Annotated in this window: 21 protein-coding genes; 8 read left to right on the top strand and 13 right to left on the bottom strand. The window is 61.1% G+C overall.

Annotated elements, in window-relative coordinates; all coding sequences use genetic code 11:
• Window positions 1–29: 29 nt before the first annotated feature.
• The 6 genes from msub_RS17510 to msub_RS17485 all read right to left on the bottom strand — a co-directional run bounded on the left by msub_RS17510 (window position 30) and on the right by msub_RS17485 (window position 7,030).
• A complete protein-coding gene (locus msub_RS17510; RefSeq protein ID WP_048497431.1) occupies window positions 30–1,751 on the bottom strand; it encodes a SulP family inorganic anion transporter in 1,722 nt (573 codons plus the stop codon).
• Window positions 1,752–1,759: 8 nt separating this feature from the next.
• Window positions 1,760–2,626, bottom strand: coding sequence for an MBL fold metallo-hydrolase (locus msub_RS17505; protein WP_048497430.1), 867 nt, complete (start codon window positions 2,624–2,626; stop codon window positions 1,760–1,762).
• 152 nt (window positions 2,627–2,778) lie between these two features.
• On the bottom strand, window positions 2,779–3,390 hold the full coding sequence (locus msub_RS17500) for a tetratricopeptide repeat protein (protein ID WP_406564712.1): 612 nt from the start codon (window positions 3,388–3,390) through the stop codon (window positions 2,779–2,781).
• Window positions 3,391–3,395: 5 nt separating this feature from the next.
• Entirely contained in the window at window positions 3,396–4,178 is a 783-nt protein-coding gene (locus tag msub_RS17495; protein ID WP_048497428.1) for an SDR family oxidoreductase, read from the bottom strand.
• On the bottom strand, window positions 4,165–6,336 hold the full coding sequence (locus msub_RS17490; protein WP_048497427.1) for an AMP-binding protein: 2,172 nt from the start codon (window positions 6,334–6,336) through the stop codon (window positions 4,165–4,167). The genes msub_RS17495 and msub_RS17490 overlap by 14 nt, the downstream gene beginning before the upstream one ends.
• The gene (locus tag msub_RS17485) at window positions 6,320–7,030 is read right to left on the bottom strand and encodes a thermostable hemolysin (RefSeq protein WP_197083902.1); all 711 of its coding nucleotides are present in this window, start codon (window positions 7,028–7,030) and stop codon (window positions 6,320–6,322) included. Before msub_RS17485 ends, msub_RS17490 begins: the two co-directional genes overlap by 17 nt.
• 238 nt (window positions 7,031–7,268) lie before the next feature.
• On the opposite strand from msub_RS17485, the gene msub_RS17480 reads away from it, so the two are divergent.
• From msub_RS17480 to msub_RS17455, 6 genes are read left to right on the top strand one after another with little or no spacing between them, the layout of a single operon-like run.
• On the top strand, window positions 7,269–7,682 hold the full coding sequence (locus tag msub_RS17480) for a GtrA family protein (RefSeq protein ID WP_048497426.1): 414 nt from the start codon (window positions 7,269–7,271) through the stop codon (window positions 7,680–7,682).
• Window positions 7,669–8,661 carry a glycosyltransferase family 2 protein gene (locus tag msub_RS17475; protein ID WP_048497425.1) on the top strand — a complete coding sequence of 331 codons (993 nt, stop codon included), beginning with the start codon at window positions 7,669–7,671 and terminating at the stop codon, window positions 8,659–8,661. The genes msub_RS17480 and msub_RS17475 overlap by 14 nt, the downstream gene beginning before the upstream one ends.
• Window positions 8,645–10,159, top strand: coding sequence for an ArnT family glycosyltransferase (locus msub_RS17470; RefSeq protein ID WP_048497424.1), 1,515 nt, complete (start codon window positions 8,645–8,647; stop codon window positions 10,157–10,159). Before msub_RS17475 ends, msub_RS17470 begins: the two co-directional genes overlap by 17 nt.
• 50 nt (window positions 10,160–10,209) lie before the next feature.
• Window positions 10,210–10,899, top strand: a complete 690-nt coding sequence (locus msub_RS17465; protein ID WP_048497423.1) for a response regulator transcription factor — start codon at window positions 10,210–10,212, stop codon at window positions 10,897–10,899.
• Complete coding sequence (locus tag msub_RS17460) at window positions 10,896–12,308, top strand: ATP-binding protein (RefSeq protein ID WP_048497422.1); 1,413 nt, start codon at window positions 10,896–10,898, stop codon at window positions 12,306–12,308. The genes msub_RS17465 and msub_RS17460 overlap by 4 nt, the downstream gene beginning before the upstream one ends.
• A 36-nt stretch (window positions 12,309–12,344) precedes the next feature.
• The gene (locus msub_RS17455) at window positions 12,345–13,037 is read left to right on the top strand and encodes a VIT1/CCC1 transporter family protein (protein ID WP_048497421.1); all 693 of its coding nucleotides are present in this window, start codon (window positions 12,345–12,347) and stop codon (window positions 13,035–13,037) included.
• A 26-nt stretch (window positions 13,038–13,063) separates the two neighbouring features.
• Here msub_RS17455 and msub_RS17450 read toward each other — a convergent pair whose 3' ends face one another.
• Window positions 13,064–14,503, bottom strand: a complete 1,440-nt coding sequence (locus msub_RS17450) for a sensor histidine kinase (protein WP_048497420.1) — start codon at window positions 14,501–14,503, stop codon at window positions 13,064–13,066.
• Window positions 14,500–15,225: a response regulator gene (locus msub_RS17445; RefSeq protein ID WP_048497419.1), complete on the bottom strand. Its 726-nt coding sequence runs from the start codon at window positions 15,223–15,225 to the stop codon at window positions 14,500–14,502. Before msub_RS17445 ends, msub_RS17450 begins: the two co-directional genes overlap by 4 nt.
• A 218-nt stretch (window positions 15,226–15,443) precedes the next feature.
• Here msub_RS17445 and msub_RS17440 point away from each other — a divergent pair, with 218 nt between their 5' ends.
• A complete protein-coding gene (locus msub_RS17440; RefSeq protein ID WP_048497418.1) occupies window positions 15,444–15,788 on the top strand; it encodes a hypothetical protein in 345 nt (114 codons plus the stop codon).
• A 63-nt stretch (window positions 15,789–15,851) separates the two neighbouring features.
• Window positions 15,852–16,376 carry a cytochrome b gene (locus tag msub_RS17435; protein WP_048497417.1) on the top strand — a complete coding sequence of 175 codons (525 nt, stop codon included), beginning with the start codon at window positions 15,852–15,854 and terminating at the stop codon, window positions 16,374–16,376.
• Between the two features lie 33 nt (window positions 16,377–16,409).
• Here msub_RS17435 and msub_RS21890 read toward each other — a convergent pair whose 3' ends face one another.
• The 5 genes from msub_RS21890 to msub_RS17410 form a co-directional block, all read right to left on the bottom strand.
• Window positions 16,410–16,571: a hypothetical protein gene (locus msub_RS21890; protein WP_197083901.1), complete on the bottom strand. Its 162-nt coding sequence runs from the start codon at window positions 16,569–16,571 to the stop codon at window positions 16,410–16,412.
• A 359-nt stretch (window positions 16,572–16,930) separates the two neighbouring features.
• Window positions 16,931–18,061 (bottom strand): alcohol dehydrogenase family protein, encoded by a 1,131-nt coding sequence (locus msub_RS17430; protein ID WP_048497416.1) that lies wholly within the window; start codon window positions 18,059–18,061, stop codon window positions 16,931–16,933.
• Window positions 18,062–18,261: 200 nt separating this feature from the next.
• Window positions 18,262–18,642 (bottom strand): helix-turn-helix domain-containing protein, encoded by a 381-nt coding sequence (locus msub_RS17425; protein ID WP_048497415.1) that lies wholly within the window; start codon window positions 18,640–18,642, stop codon window positions 18,262–18,264.
• 8 nt (window positions 18,643–18,650) lie between these two features.
• A complete protein-coding gene (locus tag msub_RS17420; RefSeq protein WP_048497414.1) occupies window positions 18,651–18,953 on the bottom strand; it encodes a type II toxin-antitoxin system HigB family toxin in 303 nt (100 codons plus the stop codon).
• 515 nt (window positions 18,954–19,468) lie between these two features.
• Complete coding sequence (locus msub_RS17410) at window positions 19,469–19,771, bottom strand: CopG family antitoxin (protein WP_048497412.1); 303 nt, start codon at window positions 19,769–19,771, stop codon at window positions 19,469–19,471.
• Window position 19,772: the final 1 nt, after the last annotated feature.

The raw sequence follows: 19,772 nt of genomic DNA, 5'->3' as shown, positions 1-19,772 counted from the left end.
AAGCAAACCCTGGCCTGTCACACGGCCTGTTATTCGAGCCGGCCACGGCCGGTGAGGCGCTGCCAGGCCTCAAAAGTGCTCAGAAAGACCTCGCCACCGAGATGAGCAAGCAGCTGCGTGCCCTTGAGCCTATCCATCACCGGGCCTTTCACCTCGGACAGGTGCAGCCGGATACCCGCGTCTTTCATACGCTCGTTGATCGTCTCCAGACTCTCCAGGGCGGAGGCATCCACCAGATTCACCGCCGGGCACACCAGCACCAGGTCTTTCAGCTCCGGTTCCCGGATCATCAGGTCCATCACTGTTTCCTCCAGGAAACGGGCGTTGGCGAAGTAAAGGCTTTCGTCCACTCTCAGGAAGGTTACTGTCGGGCAAACCTCCACCTTGTGGCGCAGCACATTGCGGAAATGCTCGGTGCCGGGCACCCGGCCGACCACGGCGTAATGGGGGCGGCTGGTACGGTACAGGAACAGCCCGATGGAGAGCGCCACCCCGGCGATAATGCCCGCCTCGACACTGTGCACCAGGGTCAGAATGATGGTGGCGAGCATGGCGCCGAAATCAGTACGGGAGTAGCGCCAGGTGCGGCCCAGGGCCGGCAGGTCGATCAGGGTGGCCACCGCCACAATGATGGTTGCTGCCAGGGTCGCCTTGGGCAGGTAGGCAATGGCCGGCGTGAGGAACAGGGTCGCCAGGGCAATGCCCCCCGCCGCATAGGCGCCCGCCGCCGGCGTCTCAGCACCGGCATCGAAGTTGACCACCGAGCGGGAGAAGCCGCCGGTAACCGGCATGCCGCCGGAAAAACCGGCGCCCAGGTTGGCGGCCCCCAGGCCAACGAGCTCCTGGTCCGGATCGATTCGCTGGCGGCGCTTGGCGGCCAGGGTCTGCCCCACAGACACCGATTCGACAAAGCCCACCACGCTGATCAACAAGGCGCTGACCGCAAGCTGCTGCCACAGCCCCATGTCCAGGCTGGGCAGGGCAAGCGCCGGCAACCCTCGCGGCACCTCCCCCACCAGGCGCACACCGCGCTCATCCAGCTGGAACTGCCAGGCCACCAGGGTGGTCAGCAACACCGCAAGAATGGGCGCGGTTTTGGTCAGGATATCCGCCATTCTCGGCGCCAGCCCCAGGGTAACCAGCAGCGGCTTCAACCGTTTTCGGGCCAGCATCAGGAACAGCAGCGACCCTGCGCCAACCGCCAGGGTGGCCGGATTGGTCTGGCCAATCGACAGCAACAGCGACCGGGCGATTTCAAGCAGGTTATGGCCCGAGGCCTGAACCCCGAAAATATGCTTGAGCTGGCTTGCGGCAATGACAATGCCGGAGGCGGTGATAAACCCGGAAATCACCGGGTGGCTGAGAAAGTTCGCCAGAAACCCGAGCCGTAAAATGCCCATCAGCGCCAGCATGAGGCCGGACATGACCGCCAGCAGAACCGCACCGGCCACGTATTCCGGCGTACCGGCTTCAGCCAGGGGGGCAAGCGCCGCTGCTGTCATCAGGGATGCCACCGCCACCGGCCCCACCGACAGGGTCCGGCTGGTGCCGAACACCGCATAGAGCGCCAGGGGCAGAATACTGGCGTACAGGCCAACCTGGGCCGGCAGGCCGGCCAGCAGGGCGTAGGCCAGGGACTGGGGAATCAGCATCACGGTTACAATGACCGCAGCCACCAGATCACTGGTGGCCTGGCCACGGCCGTACCGAGGTGCCCACTCAAGGATGGGCAGATAGCGTTTGAGGTTCATCGGCAGCCTCAGAACAGGTTAACCGGAACTTTCAGATACACCTGCCCGTTGTCTTCGGCAGGTGGCAGGTGCCCGGCACGCATATTGACCTGTACCGACGGCAGAATCAGCCGGGGCATGTCCAGCGTGGCGTCGCGTTCGGTTCGCATTTTCACAAACTCTTCCTCGGACACCCCTTCATGGACATGCACGTTGGCGCGGCGCTGCTCGGCCACCGATGTCATGTGCTGGTATACCTCCCGGCCCGGTGCCTTGTAATCGTGGCACAGGAAAATCCGGGTTTCTGTCGGCAGTGACAGCACCTTCTGGATCGACCGGTACAGGGTACGGGCATCGCCCCCGGGGAAGTCGCAGCGTGCCGTGCCATAGTCCGGCATAAACAGCGTATCACCGACAAAGGCGGCATCGCCGATGACGTAGGTCAGGCAGGCGGGGGTATGGCCCGGGGTATGGAGCACCCGACCTTCAAGGCTACCGATCGGGAAGCTATCCCCTTCGCGGAACAGCCGATCGAACTGGCTGCCGTCGCGCTGAAACTCGCTGCCGGCGTTGAACGCCTTGCCGAAAATCTCCTGCACATCACGGATATGTGCGCCGATCCCGGTTTTGCCTCCCAGCTTGTCGTGGAGGTAGGGTGCCGCCGACAGGTGATCGGCGTGAACGTGAGTTTCAAGAATCCACTCAACCGTCAGGTCATTGCTGCGAACGTACTCGATGATTTCGTCGGCAGAGCGCACATCGGTTCGGCCAGCGGCGTAGTCGAAATCCAGCACCGAGTCGAGAATGGCACAGGCCTGGCTGCCCGGGTCCCGAACCACGTAACTGAAGGTGTTGGTGGGCTCATCAAAGAAATGTTGAACGATCGGGTTGCGCATGGCTGTCACCTCGAAATGGTTCCACTGTGAATTTTAATCTAAGGATAGATTAATATGGAATATGAGGTGAAGTGATCTTTTCTTATATGCGTGATGTCCCTGATGCATCAATGTGGCAGTCCCGGCGAGACAGACCCCGCCGGGACTGCCCGTCACAGTGTTTCCAGGAGCGCTTTGGCTTCCTTCCGGCGGCCGGCATCCGCGACACTCCGGCCAGGCCGGTCAGGGGCCTGAAGAGCGTTCTGGAGATAGGTTCTGGCCCGCTCCGGTTCGCCCTGGTCCAGCAGGAAATCACCAAAGAAGTAATTGGCGTCTATGCCGTCGGGATTGATGGCCAGTGCCTTTTGCAGGTACTTCCGGGCCTTGTCATCGTCACCGAAGCCCAACGGCCAGCCGGGCACCTGGTAGTAGAGGCTTCCAAGCGAGGTATAGACGGAGCCGTCCAGCGCATTCTCATCGATCGCCAGGGCCGCTTCCAGTGATTTGCGGGCATCCTTTACCAGCCCCAGTGCGCCCAGGCCACCCTTGGCGCCGGCATAGGTGCTCAGCACAATACCCTGCCAGATCAGCGGCTCCGCCCGGCCGGGATAATCCGCCACAAATTTCTCGGCGTCGCCGGCCAGCGTTTCAAAGGCTTTTTCCTTTTTATCATCCGGCAACTGATACTGGATTTCCGCCCAGCGCTGCTGAATAGACGCCAGGTCGGTTTCAAGGTCGCCGGCCCAGAGTGGCGTAGCAGCCACCCAGGCCATGATCAGAACCATCCATTTCATGACGTGACTCCCGGTTTGAGAAATCGCCGGATCACCGGCAGTTGTTTGAGCATGGCCTTGTCAACGATGCGCGGGAGCACGCCATTGATCACCACGAACAGTTTCTCCGGCCAGCCGAGGAACCGGCGACGGTCATCATTCTTCATGGCCGCAAGAATCTGCGAGGCGACCGAGTCGGGCGTATCAACGCTGTTACCCAGGGCCCGATTCAGTTCGTTCACCGCTTCCGGGTTCATATCGGTGGCCGTCGCTCGGGGCGCCACATAGACGACCTGAACCGGCGTGTCCGCCAGCTCCCGGCGCAAGGCCTCAGTGAACCCCCGAAGACCGAACTTGGTGGCGCAGTACGCGGTATAGCCGGGAAAACCAATGCTGCCAAAAGTGGAGCCGACAAAGACCAGGGCGCCGTAACCGGCCCGCTCAAACCGGGGCGCAAAATGCCGAGCCACCAGCATGGCGGAGCGCAGGTTGACCGCAATCTGGGCATCCAGTTCGCTGACCGACATGGCCGCAAGCCCGGCGAAACGGTTCTGGCCGGCGCAGTGGATCACACCGTCGATATCCGGATAGGCTTCGCTCAGGCGCAACAACTGCTGGTCAAGATCGGCGGCTGCCAGATCCAGCGGTACCAACGCGACACCTTGCCGATGGGCCAGTTTTTCCGGATGCCGTGAGGCGACAATCACCTTGGCGCCGGCGAGCACCAGCGGCTCCACCAACGACTTCCCGATACCGCCGGTGCCCCCCAGCAGCAGGAACACCCGATCATGCAGCCGCATGTGCCTGCTCCTTGCGGTCCGCCGGCAGCGGTATGCTGTGCAACATGTCGCCGTAGAGTCGATAGACCACGCGGGCGGCATCAATGATGGCCTGCTGGTCGTCCGGATCGGTGATGTCGTTCATCAGGTTGCGGAAGAACTCGAAATGTTCCTGGTCCAGGGCGCCATGGGAATACAGGTAGCTGAACGCCTGGTTGGGGAGACCCAGCAGCTTCTGGATCTGCTCGCCCAGCGGTGTCGCCAGCTCAATGGAGGTGCCTTCCAGAACCTGGACCATCCCGAAGAAGGCCGCCGGATTGCACCGGTTAATCTGGTCATACAGGTAGGAGACCATAAGCTCGATCGACAGGTCCGGCTTGCCGTTGCGAATCTGTTCCTTGTCGGCCCCGCAGGCCTCCAGATCGTTGAGAATCCACTCGTGGTGGCCATACTCCTCTTCGATGTACTCAACCAGCGCCTTGCGTACGAACTCCATACGCTCTGGCAACCGGCCACCACAGGCCATCATCAGTGGTACGGTATGCTTGACGTGGTGGTAGGCCTGGGTAAGAAACCAGGTATAGGCCTCAAGGCTGAAACGCCCCTCGGCAATCGCGCTGACAACCGGCGCACCGGTTACGTGGGCCCGGGCTTCGGCGGTTTCCTGCTGCAATCTGTCGAAAAATGCCATGTGAGAGTCTCCTGACTGGTTCACGGATAAGGTTGATGAAAATAGTGGAAAAGCCGCTGCCAGCAGGGTGGGCAGGTCGGACTGGATTCTGTGGCGCACCGGCCTGCCGTTTGTGGTCAGGTGGCCGGCGGCCTGCGTCAGGGGGTCGCGACGGATATAGAGCGCCTGGAGCCGGGCATAGTCAGGCAGACTGGCATTGAGCGCGGCCAGGTCGCCACGCAACTGCTCCGGTGAACGACCATCCCGGATAACCACCAGTGCGCTCGGGTTTGGCTCACCGTCCCCGAACACCACGGCCTGCTGGGCGCCCAGGGCCTGGATCAGCTCGCTCTCCAGCCACTCTGGGCTGATGTTGCGGCCAAAACTGGTAATCAGGACATTCTTGGCACGGCCATTCACCAGCAGGAATCCGTCTGGCGTCATTGCGCCCAGATCCCCGGTATCCAGCCAGTCATCGGCTTCCGGCTCATCGCCGAGATAGCCCAGGTGGGTGTTGCCGCGAACAATGATATGGCGGTCCGTATCCACCATCAGCTCGACGTGGGAAAGCGGCTTGCCAACGGATCCTTCACACTGCGCGCCAGGCACGTTGAGTGCGACCACAGAGCTGCATTCGGACAGCCCATAGCCCTCGAACAGAGGCAGCCCGGCAGCCCGGCCACGGGCCAGCAACTCCGGCGAGACCCGGCCACCGCCAACGGCGAGGAACCGGAACGGCCGGCTGTCCAGTTGCCGCTGTTCGGCGGCCGCCACCAGCGCCATGGCCAGCTCGGGTACCAGAATCAGTGAATGCGGCCGGTGCTGGTTGATGCCAGACACCAGGCTGCCCAGATCCAGACCACTGCTGCCGGTCATCCCCAGGCTCTGCAAAGGCGCCACAATCACGGTGGCGCCCATCAGCAGGGGCAGGTAAACCCCGGCAATGTTTTCCAGCAACGTTGCCAGTGGCAGGATGCACAGGTGCCTTTGCAGCGCCACTCCGTCGAGCCGCTCTTTCAGGGCCAGCGTGGTTGCTGTCATCTGCGCCGAGGACAAGCACACACCCTTCGGCGTACCGGTACTGCCGGACGTGAAAGTAATCTTGCTGGTGGCTTCCGGCATCCAGGCCCCGGCGCCGGTCACCGGCAGATGCCGGAGCCAGACCCCATGGCCGAGATGCTCGCTGCCGGTGCCCTGCTCCCCAGACAGCAGGCAGTCGAGACTTGCCCGCTCGATCAGATGCGAGGTCTGGGAGCTGGAAAAGAAAACCGGCACCGGAACGCAAACCACTCCCGTCATCAGGCAGGCAAGGTCCGCCAGGATCCAGGCCAGGGAGTTGTCGCCACACAGGCCGGCGCGTTTGACGCCCAGCAGCCGCAACTGCTCGGCCAGCGCTTCGGCGGCCTGCATCATCTGGCCATAACTGAAGGCCGAATCGGGCCCCTGAAGCGCAATGCGGGAAGGATGAGCCTGCGCCTCACAGGCCAGCAGTTCAGGCAAGGCGGCCATAAGTATCCTCCTGGATTGCGGCTCCGCCATCGGCCAGCGAAGCGACCGGCCGGATCAGTCCCAGTATTCCCGCCTCACGAAGGGCGGAGAGCCCGTCTGCCACCCGGATCGCCATCACCACCGGATGATGATCGTAGTACCGGCCCCAGCCAGCACCCGCATCGGGAAGCCTTGCCGGGTCTGCTTCGGCGAGCACCTGCGTGGCAATTCCCAGACGATGGAAACTGTTCCGTAACTGGTCGGTTCCGGTGCACACCACCCAGTCGTAACCAGCCCCGTCCAACCAGACCGACAGGGACGCAAACAGATACCGGCTGACTCCGGCTTCCACGCCAGCCAGGTGCGCAATCTCGGCAATCCTGAGACGCTCAACGCCGGGAACCGGCATCACGGTTTCCACCGGGACCGCCAGATAATCCTCCAGAAACAGCTTCTCCTGGCCGGCATTCCTCACCCCGACGGCCGCCAGCAAGGAGCCCTGGGCGGTCGTCAGCGCCAGCAGTTGGGGAATCCGCAAGGCCGGATCGGCGCCATAGGCCTGAAGAAACCGCCGGCGAATAAAGCCCGCCACGGTATCGGCCATGGCCGTCTGCGACGCAATATGGCTGAACCATCGACCGGCACACCGGAAGACCGGAACCACCCCCGCCGCATCGGGCGGACAACAGGTGGACATCGTCAGCGGGTCATTCATCAACGTTCTCTCCAACAGCAGTCGGGCCGCAGCATTCGGGTGCGACGCCCTTTGGTGATAACTGCCAGACTAGACAGCAACGCTTAATTGAGTCTTAAGCCCCGCCCGGAGATTTCTTAAGCCGGCCTTAAGGTTTTACCCGCTTTCCGGTTAAGGCTCGCTTAAGAATGCCCGCGTAGAGTGCCTGTCCAGAGTGCCCTAACAGTTTCCGGATAACCGACCTCAAAAGACGTGTTGTATGAGATCAGCCACAAGCCAGGTCAACCGATGGACGAGACTGCTCCGGTTTCTGACCGGAGGAGGCGTTGCAACACTGGTGCACTGGCTGGTGATGTTTGCGCTCATCCAGGCCGGCACAGATGCCATAGTTGCCACTGCGACCGGCGCCTCTGTCGGGCTGGCAGTGAATTATCTGGCCCAGCACCGCTATACCTTCCGGTCGGGCCTCGCTCATCGTGTCGCTTTTCCACGTTACCTGACCTCCGCCGCGCTGGGCTGGAGCCTGAATCTGATTGCTTTTTCCGCCATCTATACCGCCACCGGCATGGCCATGGCTTCACAGGCTGCGGCAACCGCCGCGGCAACGCTCGCCAACTATCTCCTGGCCGAAAAGTTTGTATTCCAAGAGGAACAAACCAATGACACCCACTGACCCACTGCTCAGCATCGTCATACCGGTTCACAATGAGGCCGACGTGATCGCCACGCTGTTGAACCGGCTGGTGCTCGTCTGCCGCCAGCTCGGAACCGCTACCGAGCTGCTGTTCGTCGACGACGGCAGTCGCGACAACTCGGTCGCGTTGCTGCTGCAGGCGCGCCGACGCTACCCGGATATCCGGGTACTGCAGCTGTCCCGGAACTTTGGCAAGGAAGCCGCGGTGAGCGCCGGCCTGACCCATGCCAAAGGCGATGCCGTGATACTGATGGACGCCGACCTGCAGGACCCGCCGGAGCTGATCCCCGATATGGTGGCGCAATGGCGCAACGGGGCCGATGTGGTGCTCATGAAGCGTCGTACCCGGGCCGGCGAAAGCTGGCTCAAGCGAGCGACAGCCTCGCTGTTCTACCGGTTGATCAACCACATCAGTGATGCCCCCATCCCGGTGGACACCGGTGATTTCCGGCTGATGAGCCGGCGCACCGTGGACGCCCTGAACCAGCTTCCGGAACGCAATCGCTACCTCAAGGGCATGTTTGCCTGGGTTGGCATGCCGACCGTCACCCTGGAGTTCGACCGCGACCCCCGGCTGGCCGGCAAAACCAAATGGAACTATCTGAAACTGGCGCATCTGGCCATGGAGGGTATTACCTCGTTCTCCACCCGCCCGTTGCGGATAGCCCTGATCCTCGGCCTGCTGGCCGCGGGCGCCGGCGGCCTGTTCGGCACCTGGGAAGTGCTGAAGGCACTGTTGATGGGTGTGTCCACCCCCGGCTATGCCTCGATGATCGCCATGATCACCTTCCTCTCCGGCGTGCAGTTGTTGTGCGTGGGGCTGCTTGGTGAATACGTGGGCCGGATCTACATGGAAACCAAACAAAGACCCGTCTTCATCCTCGCGGAGGACAGCGACGAGCATATTCAGGAATATCAACCGACCTTGCGGGTAGCCGGCAATGACAAGAACCATTAATACGCTGCTGTGGCTGCTGTGCTCGGTACTGGCAATCCGGCTGGGACTCACCGCCATGCTTCCGTTTGCGGATACCACCGAACCACGGTATGCGGAAATCGCCCGGATCATGGCCGAAACCGGCGACTGGATTACCCCCTGGTTCGATTACGGCGTTCCGTTCTGGGGCAAACCACCCCTGTCCTTCTGGACCCAGGCGTTGTCTTTCAATCTGTTCGGCGTTACCGAGTTCGCCGGTCGGCTGCCTTCCTGGCTGGCCAATGCCGGCATCGTTTACCTGGTCTACGCGACCACCAGGTCACTGCACGCCAGACCCGACACCGAGGGCGCCCGTGTCTGCGCCCTCTGGGCGGCGATCATCTACAGCACCACGGCTCTGGGGTTCATCAGCGCCGGCACCGTAATGACCGATTCTTTTCTGGCCCTGGCCACCACGCTGGTGATCGCCAGCCTGGTGATCCGCTTGCAGGGGGGCTCGATACTCTGGGGCTGGGCTTTCTTTATCGGGCTTGCCATCGGGCTATTGGCGAAAGGCCCGCTGACTCTGGTACTGACCGGCCTGCCCGTGTTCATCTGGGTTGCCCTGACCCGGCAATGGCAGACACTCTGGCGCTGCCTGCCCTGGGTTCGCGGTACCCTGGTTATGCTCGTCCTGGTTCTGCCCTGGTACATCCTGGCGGAACTGAAAACACCCGGTTTCCTTGATTACTTCATCGTGGGGGAGCACCTCAAACGCTTCCTGATCAGTGACTGGCAGGGCGACCTGTACGGCAATGCCCACGACTTCACCCGCGGCACCATCTGGCTCTATCTGGTGCTGGCCAGCTTCCCCTGGGGCCTGATCGCGCTGGGTGACTGGGGGCTGAACCGCTGGCGTGGCATCCAGGCTGATGAAAAATGGCAACCGCAGCGCCCTGGCGTTCTGGGCCTGGTTCTGGCCGCAACCCTGAGCCCGGCAGTGTTCTTCACCTTGTCCGGCAACATCCTGTGGACCTACGTCCTGCCGGGCCTGCCGTTCCTGGCAGTGCTGGCCGCCGGCCTGATGACCGGCACCGGAGGGCGAATCCTGCCCAAATACGCCCTGGCCGTGGCGCTGTTCATTCCGGTCGTGGGTGCAACCGCCGGCACCTGGTACGCCTTCAACCCGGGCCAGCTCAAGACCGAGCGGGAGCTGATCGCCCGGCTGGACGCGCTACCCGGCGTTACTCGTGAAAACCTGTTCTATCTGGGAGAAGCGCCCTTTTCGGCCCGCTTTTACAGCCATGGCGATGTTCGCTCCATCTCACAGGAGGCGCTCGACCGTCGCCTGGCCCAGGGGTCGGAGGGCCAGCCGGTGCTGCTTGCGGTAAACACCAGTAACAAGGAGATCATCCGAAAGCTGCAAGCCCGGGGCCAAGCCATCGATGCCAGCAAGCGCTATACTGTGTTCCGGCTGACTGACGAAGCCTCCCGCACGGCGGGATCGGATACCATGCAGAAAGAGCGGCAAAGTGGCTGAGATCCTTTGCGCTTGCCACTGAATAACTATCCAGAGACGGATTCCGTTCGATGCGCATACTCCTGGTAGAAGACGACCACCTGCTGGCCCGAACCATGCTGGACATGCTGCGGGAGGGCCAGAATACCGTGGACTGGTTGGACGATGGCCAGCAAGCGCTGAATGCCCTCGCAGAAGAACACTTTGATCTGGCCATCCTGGATCTGACCCTGCCGAGAGTCGACGGCCTCGATATCGTCCGTCGCACCCGGCAAAAAGGCAACCAGACGCCGATGATCATCCTCACCGCACGGGCCGATCTGGATGAGAAGCTGCAGGGGCTGGATGCCGGGGCCGACGACTACCTGACCAAGCCGTTCGCCATGGCGGAGCTGAAGGCACGAATCCGGGCGGTCACCCGCCGAGGTCGGGCGGAGAGCTCCTCAACAGGGCTCACGGTTGGTCGCCTCACTCTCAACCAGGAAACGGGGCACCTGACCATTGATGGCACCAGCATTGCCCTGCCCCGGAGCGAGTTCCAGATCCTGCATTATCTGATGCAACACCCCGACCAGGTGGCTACCCGCCGCCGCCTCGAGGAACAGCTGTATGGCTGGGAGCCGGGCGCCGAAAGCAACGCTTTGGAGGTGCATATTCATCATCTGCGGCGGCGGATTGGCAAGACCGCCATCCGCACCCTCCGAGGCGTGGGTTACCTTCTGGACAGTGAGGCAGCGGGCCAGGGAGCGCCGCCGGAATGAGCCTGACACGCAAGCTCACCCTTCTGGTCACCAGCACCGTCTTCTTCATCACTGTGATTGCGGCCGGCTGGGGGTATTACGTCAGCGGCCATCAGATGGAAGAACTGTTTGATGCCGAACTGGCCCAGAGCACACGAATCGTCCAGGGTCTGATCCAGCACCTGTCCGGAACCCAGTCGATCGAGCAGCTATCCAGAACGCTCTCCCGAACGCTTCAGATACCCGAGAGCGCCTACCGGGGTGATGAAGAAGAAGACGAGATTCTCCCTGGCGGCGCGGGCCACAAGTATGAGCGCAAGCTGGCCTTCGAGGTGTGGTCCCCTGACAACCAGCCCATACTGGACACCCTCCGAGCCAGCGAAACCGGGGGGCTTGAGCCGGGCTTTGCGTGGCAGGAAGTAACCGGTTATCGGTGGCGTACCTTCACTCTGAAAGATCCGCTGACCGGCTTCTGGATAAGAGCTGCCCAGCGGGAGGATGTCCGGGAAGAACTCAGCCAGGAAATCGCGCTGGGCAATGTGTTGCCCTTTCTGATTGCGCTTCCCCTGCTGGCGCTTGCCGTGGTGGGTTCCATCCAGTTGGGTTTTCGGCCGCTGCGCAAACTGGAAAAGCCGGTTCGCAACATGGCGCCTGAGAATATCCACCCGCTGGATGATCGCCAGGCACCCCGGGAGGTCGCCGGGCTGGTTCATGCAGTGAACGGCCTGCTGCGCCGACTGCACCAGGCACTGGAGCGGGAGCGACGGTTCTCGGCCGATGCCGCGCACGAACTTCGGACTCCGCTGACCGCCCTGCGCTTGAACCTGGAGCGGCAGGCTGAACTCCATCCCGGCGAATTCGAAAACCTAACCGCCGCTGTGGACCGCATGGTGCACCTGGTCGAGCAACTACTGCTGTTAAACCGGGTCGATGCCGGCGTCGATTTCCGCCCTGAGCCGCGGAACCTGGCGGAGCTGGTGGAACAGAGTATTGCCGATGTCGCCCCACTGGCCCTGAAAAAACAGATCGAACCAGAACTGGATAACCAGTGCGTGCTCGCCATGGTTCGTTGTCACAGCGCGCTGATCAACACCATGATGCGCTCCCTGCTGGCCAACGCCATCCAGTACAGCGCGCCGGGTACCCGGATAGCGACCACCATGTATGAAGAAGCGGGCGGCTTCACCGTCAACATCTGTGACCAGGGCCCGGGCATCCCCCCGGAAGACCGGGAACGGGCCTTGAGCCGCTTCACCCGCCTTGACCAGCGCCAAGGGGCCGGCGCCGGGCTCGGGCTTGCCATCGCCCGACGCATTGCCGAGCTGCACGGCGGCCAGTTAACACTCGCCGACCGAAAGGATGGCCAGCCGGGGCTGTGCGTCAGCATCTGGCTTCCCGCCCAGTCTTCGTCTCAATTGCGCCCGGCCTGAGACCATTACAGAACCAGTGAACGAAGGGAAGCTGCCATGAAACACACGGAACACCATAAAACCCACCGAACAGGCTGGCTTCGGGCCGCCGTACTCGGTGCCAATGACGGCATTGTTTCTACCGCGAGCCTGGTTCTCGGGGTTGCCGCTACCGGGGCCAGCACCGAGAGTATCCTGGTGGCGGGAGTGGCAGGGCTGGTTGCCGGTGCCATGTCGATGGCAGCCGGAGAGTATGTCTCCGTCAGCTCCCAGGCCGATACCGAGCGGGCCGATTTACGCCGGGAAAGCCAGGAACTGGAAGACAACCCGGTGTTTGAGCACGCCGAACTGACGGCGATCTACGTCGAACGCGGGCTGGATGCGGAACTGGCCTCCACCGTTGCCACTCGCCTGATGGAGCACGATGCGCTAGGAGCCCATGCGCGAGACGAACTGGGCATTTCCGAAGCCCTGGCGGCACGCCCGGTACAGGCGGCCTTTGCCTCGGCCGGCACCTTCGCCGTGGGCGCCGCGTTACCGTTGCTGACCGTTGTGCTGTTTCCGATTGCCCTGGTCATGTGGACGGTTTCGGGCAGTTCGCTTGTGTTCCTTGCGCTGCTCGGTGGCCTTTCAGCCAGGGCCGGCGGTGCACCGGTGCTCTCCGGCGCTGGGCGGGTGACCTTCTGGGGGGCCCTGGCCATGGCGCTGACCGCGGGGGTTGGCGCGCTCTTCGGGGTGGTGGCGGGCTAACATTCGCCGCGGCCCGGCGGCCGCGATCAGTCTGAGGCCGGCAGTTTGGGCAGCGTTACCGACACCTGCAAACCCCGGCCTTCCGGACCGGCCTCCAGCCGGATCTCTCCCCCCATGCCCCGAATCAGGGTACGCGCGATGGCCAGACCAAGACCCGCGCCGCCGGTATCCCGGTTGCGGGATTGCTCCAGGCGGTAAAAGGGTTCGAACACCCGGTCGCGCTCGGCTGCCGGAATACCCGGCCCCTGGTCGGTGATGGTGATGACCGCCTCATTCACTCCGGCGTCCAGCTTCACCTCGGCCCGCTGGCCGTAATTCACGGCGTTCTCAATCAGGTTTCGCAGCGCCCGTTTGACCGCCTCCGGCTGGCCCTGGAGCACGCACCTCGGGCTGTCCTCACACGCCACCGCCAGCCCCATGTCCTGCAGGTCACCGCACAGGCTGTCCAACAGGGTCGCCAGATCGTAACGCCGGTGTGGCTCGGTGGTGCTGCCGCGGATGAAATCAAGAGTGGCCTCGGCCAGGTGCTGCATCTCCTTCAGACTCTCAAGCAGGCGGTCCCGGTCGTCACCGCCCGGCAGCATTTCTACCCGCAGCCGCATGGAAGTAATGGGGGTGCGCAGATCGTGGGCAAGGGCAGCCAGCAGTCGCCCCCGGTCTTCCTGCGCCCGGCCAACCTGTTGCTGCATCTGGTTGAAGGCACGGGTTACCTCGCGAATATCTTCTGGGCCACGCTCCGGTATCACGATCTTTTCTCCACGCCCGAAGGCGTGGGCCGCAAAACTCAGTTCCTTAACCGGCCGCATAATATGGCGAATCGCCAACAGCAGCGTAAGCACCAGCAATATCGCGGTAATACCAACGCTGGTTAGGGTTGCCTTGAGCCAGAGCCAGGACGGCGCAGGCGGCCGGGCAAGGGCATTGACCCACTGCCCGGAGGGCAATGCCAGGGAGACGCTGAGGATGGGCGGGCACTCCTGCCATTGCTCCGCGCTGTCGTGGCTGTGTTCCCGGCGCTCCTCTTCCTGATGCTCGTCGTCTTCGTCGTGTTTCGTGCGCTCACCATCGGTATTAAGGTTTGCGGCAGGCCACGGCAAACACTCTTCCTCTTCTCCGGCTTTCATGGCGGTTCGCACCTGCTCCAGCGGCAGGCCCAACTCCCGGGCCAGCGGCTCCGTCATCCTTGGCGACCGGTCGCTGGCCAGGAGAGAGACGGGGTCGATGGAAAGCTGGAGCGAGGGGCTTGAAAGCGCCCGTAATATCCGCTCCTGCCGCTCCGGGTCTGTGGTGTCGAGCAGGGTATAGGCATCCATGACCCGTTGCAGCACATGTTCAAGGCTGGCACTGCGCAGGGCCCCCTGGCGCTCTCCGGCCAGAATCGCAATGGTGATGATCTGTGCCACCAGCAGCACCAGGACCAGCAACAGGGCCAGCTGTCCTCCGGCACGCCGGGGCCACAACCTCATTGCGCCGTGCCTCCCACGCTGGCAATCCATTGGTACCCGCCTCCCCAGATGGTCTTGATCAGCCTGGGGTTGCGGGCGTCCGGATCGATTTTCCGGCGCAGCCGGCTGACATGGTTATCGATACTGCGGTCGAAGGCGTCTGCTTCCCGGCCCAGGGTCAGGTCCATAAGCTGGTCCCGCGACAGCACCCGGCCGGCGTGCTCCAGAAATGCCAGTAGCAGCCTGTATTCGGCGGTACTCAGGGACACCTCGACGCCCTCCGGATCAACCAGTTGATGACGGTCGACGTTCAGGGCCCAACCCTCGAAAGACAGGCATTGCCCCGCCATCGGGCTGCGCCGGGGCGGTAGCGCGACGGTTCGGCGCAGTACCGCCTTGATGCGGGCCAGCAGCTCCCTCGGGTTGAACGGTTTGGTCAGGTAATCGTCGGCGCCCATTTCCAGGCCGACAATGCGGTCGGTCTCCTCGCTCATGGCGGTCAGAAGAATAACGGGCAGCTCGGTGTGTTCCCGCAGATAACGGCACAGCGTCAGGCCATCGTCTCCCGGCATCATGATATCCAGCACCACCAGGTCTACCGGGTGGTCTTTCAGCTGGCGTTTCATGGTATTGCCGCCATCGGCCAGGAGCACGCGCAATCCGTGTCCCTGAAGATAGCGGCCGACCAGGTCGCGAATCTCTCGATGGTCGTCGACCACCAGTATCATGGGAAGGGTGCTCACTCATCACTCCGTCTGTGCCATTCCTGCCCCAATTATAGGGGACTCGCCGGGCCACTTGGGCACGTGGTTGTCAGAAATCATCCCTATTCAGACGCTTGAGACAATTTGCGACAAATTTGGCCGCTAACCGAGACAATTGTGCGACGTTTGCCTGATGAAATAGGTCGCAACCAGCAATGACCTCTGATCATGGGTTTCGTTCAACAAGGAGTTCTGTCATGAAAAAAACCACCAGGTTTGCCGCCCTGTCCGCCGCCGCTCTGCTCAGTTCAGTGCCCGTTTGGGCCTCTGCCGATGACGATGACCGTGACAACAACCGTTACGACCATCGCCGTGACGGCATGCAGATGAACGCGGATCTCAAGCAGTACAGCACCGATGAAATGCGAATCATGGCTTATGGCCAGGCCCTGCGCCGGCTTGGTCCGGGGGTGAAGGTTTCTGTCAACGAAACGAAAGACGGCAGCTATCTGGTGCAGTTGCGGGATGCCGAGGGCAACCTGATCCGGGAGCAGGAGTTTGACCAGTACGCCGCGCCGGTTCGGGGTACTCAACAGTACTGACACCACACCACCTGAGTGAGCGCCCGGAAAGGGCTGCCGCCGAGATTCTGAAGGAGATTGACAATGACACTTATGGACGCCGAAGGTCGCTACGGTAGCGTTTCCCGCTCCCTGCACTGGGTTATGGCAGTTTTCCTGCTAGCCATGCTGGGCAGCGAGGTGTGGTTCGAGGCCCTGGAGGACACCCTCTCCGAAGCCACTCTGATGGCCTGGCACCAGAGCGTAGGGCTGGCGTTATTCGGGCTGGTGGTTTTCCGTGGCGTGTGGCGATGGCTCAACTGGTCGCGTCTTGCACCGCCTGAGCGCTGGGCCACCATGGCCAAGCTGGGGCATCTTGTTCTGTATGCACTGATGATCCTGATGCCCCTGTCAGGGCTGGCGACAGCACTGGGCGACGGAGACCGGGTATCGTTCTTCGGATGGACGGTCTTTGCCGCCGGCCCGGAAGTGGAATGGCTGGAAGAAAATATTGGGGAGTTACATGAAATCCTGGCAAACGTACTCTGGCTGGCTATCGGCGTGCACGTCGCCGCCGCACTGGCGCACCAGTACATGCTCGGAGACCGGACCTTGAAGCGCATGGCGTGAGTGGATGAGGTTCGGCACCAGGTGCCGAACCCATCAGCGGGCTTTCAGGCTTATCTGTTTCGATCCTGCGGGGGCAATTTGCCCACTTTTACCCTTGCCGACATACTCAATGGCTCCACCCGCCTTCAAAAAAGCAGCCGTCTGCTCCTCGATCGTGGCGGTAGTAATTGTGGCTTTTTCAGGTTTCTTGCTCATGGCGCTCTCCAGATTGAGTGTTGGCCAGTTTGCCAACCTCCAGGAACCATAATGCCTGAAACAGCAAAATTTTGTTGCATGGATTAATTGCGAGCCCGGCAACAGCCCTGGTTAAGCTGCACGTGCAGTTTGTTGGCGTGATCAGACTGTATAGCCGTGCTACCTCACGGTGACCGGAGATTAACGACGGCGCATCGTCAAAAAGCAGGTGGGCTTCATCAAAGAAGGCCGGCTGATCACTTCGTGGCCTTGGCATAAGGTGAAGTTGCCATCCAATCGGGCGTATCCAGGATGCCCCCAATCGAGATGTGCAAAACCACATCCTCGAAAGCAATGTCCCTTTCTTCTTGGAGAAGCTTTCACAGTGGCGGCACCAGTACAAAGTTTCCAAAATGCGTCTTCTTGAGAAATTCCTGTTGGGCAGTCGCTATGTCTTTCAGCGCGAACGTTTTTGCAACCAGAGGACGTATCTCATCCTTTTCAATGTAGCCGATGAGGTTTGGAAAGATCGGTTCGTCCCAGGCTGTGCAACCAATCAGCGTCAAGTCCTTGAGATAAAAATCGCGCATATCGATGGTGGTGATAGGCCCGGCAATTGCGCCAGACGACGCATACCGGCCACCACGAGCCATCAGCTTCAACAGCTTGCCGACCTGCTTACCGGCGACATTGTCGATAACAACATCCACTGAGGAGTTCTCGATTTCAGTCGACAGGTCCAGGCCCCGGGCAATCTCCTGGTCGGTCCCCAGGCCCCTGACCGAATCCAGCTTACTTTCGCCGGCTACGGCGATAACATAGGCACCACGGCGCTTGGCCAGTTGGACAACCGCTGATCCGACTCCGCCCGACGCCCCGGTAACCAGCACACGGTCAGCGCTGTTAACGCCTGCTCGATGCAACATGTTTTCAGCCGTTCCATAAGCACAGGGGATTGTCGCGAGTTCCACATCGCTCCAGTCGCTTTGGATTTCAAATACCTCGCTGGCCGGTACGGTCACGTACTGAGCGAATGCTCCGTCAAAATCCGATGCCATCCAGAGATTATCCAGAGAATCAAACCCGTTAAGACGCATACAGGCCCTGACAAGAACCCGCTTCCCAATATCCGGCCCTTTCGTACCCTGCCCCCAGGCAACGACTTCACCACAACAGTCTGTCCCCTGAATCAATGGAAACGGTGTTGATTCGTTCCAGCCACCGTCCTCAATCTCTGGCTCATCGTTCCTTTCAGATAATTGCTCAGTGCCACCTTGAACCGATGAGGAATACCAGCCAAGCCGTGTATTGATTTCCGTGTTATTGACCCCGGCCGCTAAGACCCTTAGCAAAACCTCGCCCGGCCCCGGCACAGGAATTGGGACATCGCAGTAGTCGAGCTTCTCATAACCGCCGTTGCCAGTGGTCACCACCGCTTTCATCGTCGGTTGGTGACCGCGAACCTTGAAACGCTCGGGATCGAATGGTCGCAGGTAAGTTAGATCAGGCATGCGTCTTCCAAAGTAATGTGAAAAGCTCGTGACCGTAGCAGCGTCGTCACAACCAGTCTGAAACATTCAGCCACAGTGATGAGCCGGCCTATCACCAATAGGCGGCGCCCTAACGCCCGCCATCACCAGTGACAGAACCGCAGCGAAGTGGAGGGTTTGGCATCCGGTGCGTGGCCTGGTTAGGCACTGACTCTCCAGAGTTATGCAGCATGGTTGCCATGGTTTGAATTGTGTTTAATCAAGCTTTCCGCTGGAATCGAGAATGCCTCATGAAGCCCCTCAATCATCCGAAGCGTCAGAGGACGCTTTCGAGCCAATATCTCGTACACTCGGTTCTTCCGGCCAATGACCGGGACGAGGTCGTCTACGGTGAGACCCTGCTGCTCCATTCGAAATTTGATAGCCTCAACCGGATCCGGGAAGTCGATGGGATAATGATTCCGCTCATAGGCCTCGACCAAGGTTACGAGAATATCCAGTCGATCTCCCTCGGCTGACCCGGTTTCAGCTGACATAAGACCTTCAATCTCTTTCATCGTTGTCTGATAGTCAGCTTCGGTTTTGATGGGACGAATGTCCATAGAGCACCTCATATTGTATGTGCATCAATCGCGTCGTATTGCTTGTGTGTTCCTATGAATCGAATGTACACGACGCGATAGGCATAATTGATCCAGACCACCAACCGGTACTTGTTGCCGGCAATGTTAAAGACCACGCGACCATCCTTCAGAATACTCGCGTTCGAGAATTGTGCCTTCACCTCATTTGGGCTGGCCCAGTCAGCCTTCAGCGGCTCCCGGTACCAAGCCAACCCCGGCTCGACGGAATCCGAGTAAGCTGGCGAACTTGACCAGAACGTCTTCAACGTGGACAGAGCAATAATACGCATAAGCCTAGTTTAGTCCCAGTTTGGGACTTGCGCAACGGCGCCGAGTTTCATTCGTTTGGTATTTGGTGCCTAATCGGGATAGGGAGGCACCTCACGATGCCCCTCCTCCCACATCACCGGGCATACGGATCACGTACCACGGCGATTCAGTGACTTGATTCAACCCTTTACCGTACTGCCAATTCCGGCAGTCCATAGCTCCGGAACAACGGGGCCGGTAAGGCGCGCCGCAGTGCCGGCGAATGACTCAGCCGCCACGGGCCGTGGGCCGATTTGGCGGTGTTCCCAATTCTGCTGGATAACCTGGGCAATCGCCTGTTGGATGAAGCGAATCAGCACCGTCGGGATACCCAGAGGGCGGGAGCGGTCACGTGCCCGCCCGCCCCGGATGTACCACACCTCATATCGGGTTCCTGTTCGTCGCCCCGCCGCTTTGGATTGGGCTTACTTCCGGGCGGCGCTCCGCTCCCCAGTTCTGTGCCATGCCCGGCACACGCAGAAGGCAGCGGCGCGCGTTAGCGCGTCCGCTGGCCTGACTTGTTAGCAGAGATATCCTTGAGCCCGCCCGAGACATACTTGTGCAGAACACTCGAAACCAGAGACTGGTACGGCAGCCCCTCTTCCAAAGCCCGACGCTGCAGCGCCTCCAGATCCCGGCTGGAGATACGGATGTTGATTCGCCTGTCTTTCTTGAACGTTTCTTCCGCTGCCTTAGTGAGGTACTCCCGACGATCGGCATCCAGATCCGATTCGAATTCCCCCGACTCGTATGCCTCAAGCAACTCTTGCTCTTCAGGATCTAATTTGGTCTTGGCCATG

This window comes from Marinobacter subterrani (genome assembly GCF_001045555.1).
Lineage (GTDB): Bacteria > Pseudomonadota > Gammaproteobacteria > Pseudomonadales > Oleiphilaceae > Marinobacter > Marinobacter subterrani.
The sequence above is the reverse complement of the archived record's forward strand: the minus strand, read 5'-3'. Positions and strand labels throughout refer to the sequence as shown.

What these genes read in the sequence shown, in the direction of transcription:
- msub_RS17420 (WP_048497414.1), bottom strand. Translation starts at nt 18,953, where the DNA reads ATGCGTATTATTGCTCTGTCCACGTTGAAGACGTTCTGGTCAAGTTCG.
- msub_RS21890 (WP_197083901.1), bottom strand. Translation starts at nt 16,571, where the DNA reads ATGAGCAAGAAACCTGAAAAAGCCACAATTACTACCGCCACGATCGAG.
- msub_RS17410 (WP_048497412.1), bottom strand. Translation starts at nt 19,771, where the DNA reads ATGGCCAAGACCAAATTAGATCCTGAAGAGCAAGAGTTGCTTGAGGCA.
- msub_RS17465 (WP_048497423.1), top strand. Translation starts at nt 10,210, where the DNA reads ATGCGCATACTCCTGGTAGAAGACGACCACCTGCTGGCCCGAACCATG.
- msub_RS17485 (WP_197083902.1), bottom strand. Translation starts at nt 7,030, where the DNA reads ATGAATGACCCGCTGACGATGTCCACCTGTTGTCCGCCCGATGCGGCG.
- msub_RS17425 (WP_048497415.1), bottom strand. Translation starts at nt 18,642, where the DNA reads ATGGACATTCGTCCCATCAAAACCGAAGCTGACTATCAGACAACGATG.
- msub_RS17460 (WP_048497422.1), top strand. Translation starts at nt 10,896, where the DNA reads ATGAGCCTGACACGCAAGCTCACCCTTCTGGTCACCAGCACCGTCTTC.
- msub_RS17475 (WP_048497425.1), top strand. Translation starts at nt 7,669, where the DNA reads ATGACACCCACTGACCCACTGCTCAGCATCGTCATACCGGTTCACAAT.
- msub_RS17505 (WP_048497430.1), bottom strand. Translation starts at nt 2,626, where the DNA reads ATGCGCAACCCGATCGTTCAACATTTCTTTGATGAGCCCACCAACACC.
- msub_RS17435 (WP_048497417.1), top strand. Translation starts at nt 15,852, where the DNA reads ATGACACTTATGGACGCCGAAGGTCGCTACGGTAGCGTTTCCCGCTCC.
- msub_RS17495 (WP_048497428.1), bottom strand. Translation starts at nt 4,178, where the DNA reads ATGCGGCTGCATGATCGGGTGTTCCTGCTGCTGGGGGGCACCGGCGGT.
- msub_RS17450 (WP_048497420.1), bottom strand. Translation starts at nt 14,503, where the DNA reads ATGAGGTTGTGGCCCCGGCGTGCCGGAGGACAGCTGGCCCTGTTGCTG.
- msub_RS17430 (WP_048497416.1), bottom strand. Translation starts at nt 18,061, where the DNA reads ATGCCTGATCTAACTTACCTGCGACCATTCGATCCCGAGCGTTTCAAG.
- msub_RS17510 (WP_048497431.1), bottom strand. Translation starts at nt 1,751, where the DNA reads ATGAACCTCAAACGCTATCTGCCCATCCTTGAGTGGGCACCTCGGTAC.
- msub_RS17440 (WP_048497418.1), top strand. Translation starts at nt 15,444, where the DNA reads ATGAAAAAAACCACCAGGTTTGCCGCCCTGTCCGCCGCCGCTCTGCTC.
- msub_RS17470 (WP_048497424.1), top strand. Translation starts at nt 8,645, where the DNA reads ATGACAAGAACCATTAATACGCTGCTGTGGCTGCTGTGCTCGGTACTG.
- msub_RS17500 (WP_406564712.1), bottom strand. Translation starts at nt 3,390, where the DNA reads ATGGTTCTGATCATGGCCTGGGTGGCTGCTACGCCACTCTGGGCCGGC.
- msub_RS17480 (WP_048497426.1), top strand. Translation starts at nt 7,269, where the DNA reads ATGAGATCAGCCACAAGCCAGGTCAACCGATGGACGAGACTGCTCCGG.
- msub_RS17455 (WP_048497421.1), top strand. Translation starts at nt 12,345, where the DNA reads ATGAAACACACGGAACACCATAAAACCCACCGAACAGGCTGGCTTCGG.
- msub_RS17490 (WP_048497427.1), bottom strand. Translation starts at nt 6,336, where the DNA reads ATGGCCGCCTTGCCTGAACTGCTGGCCTGTGAGGCGCAGGCTCATCCT.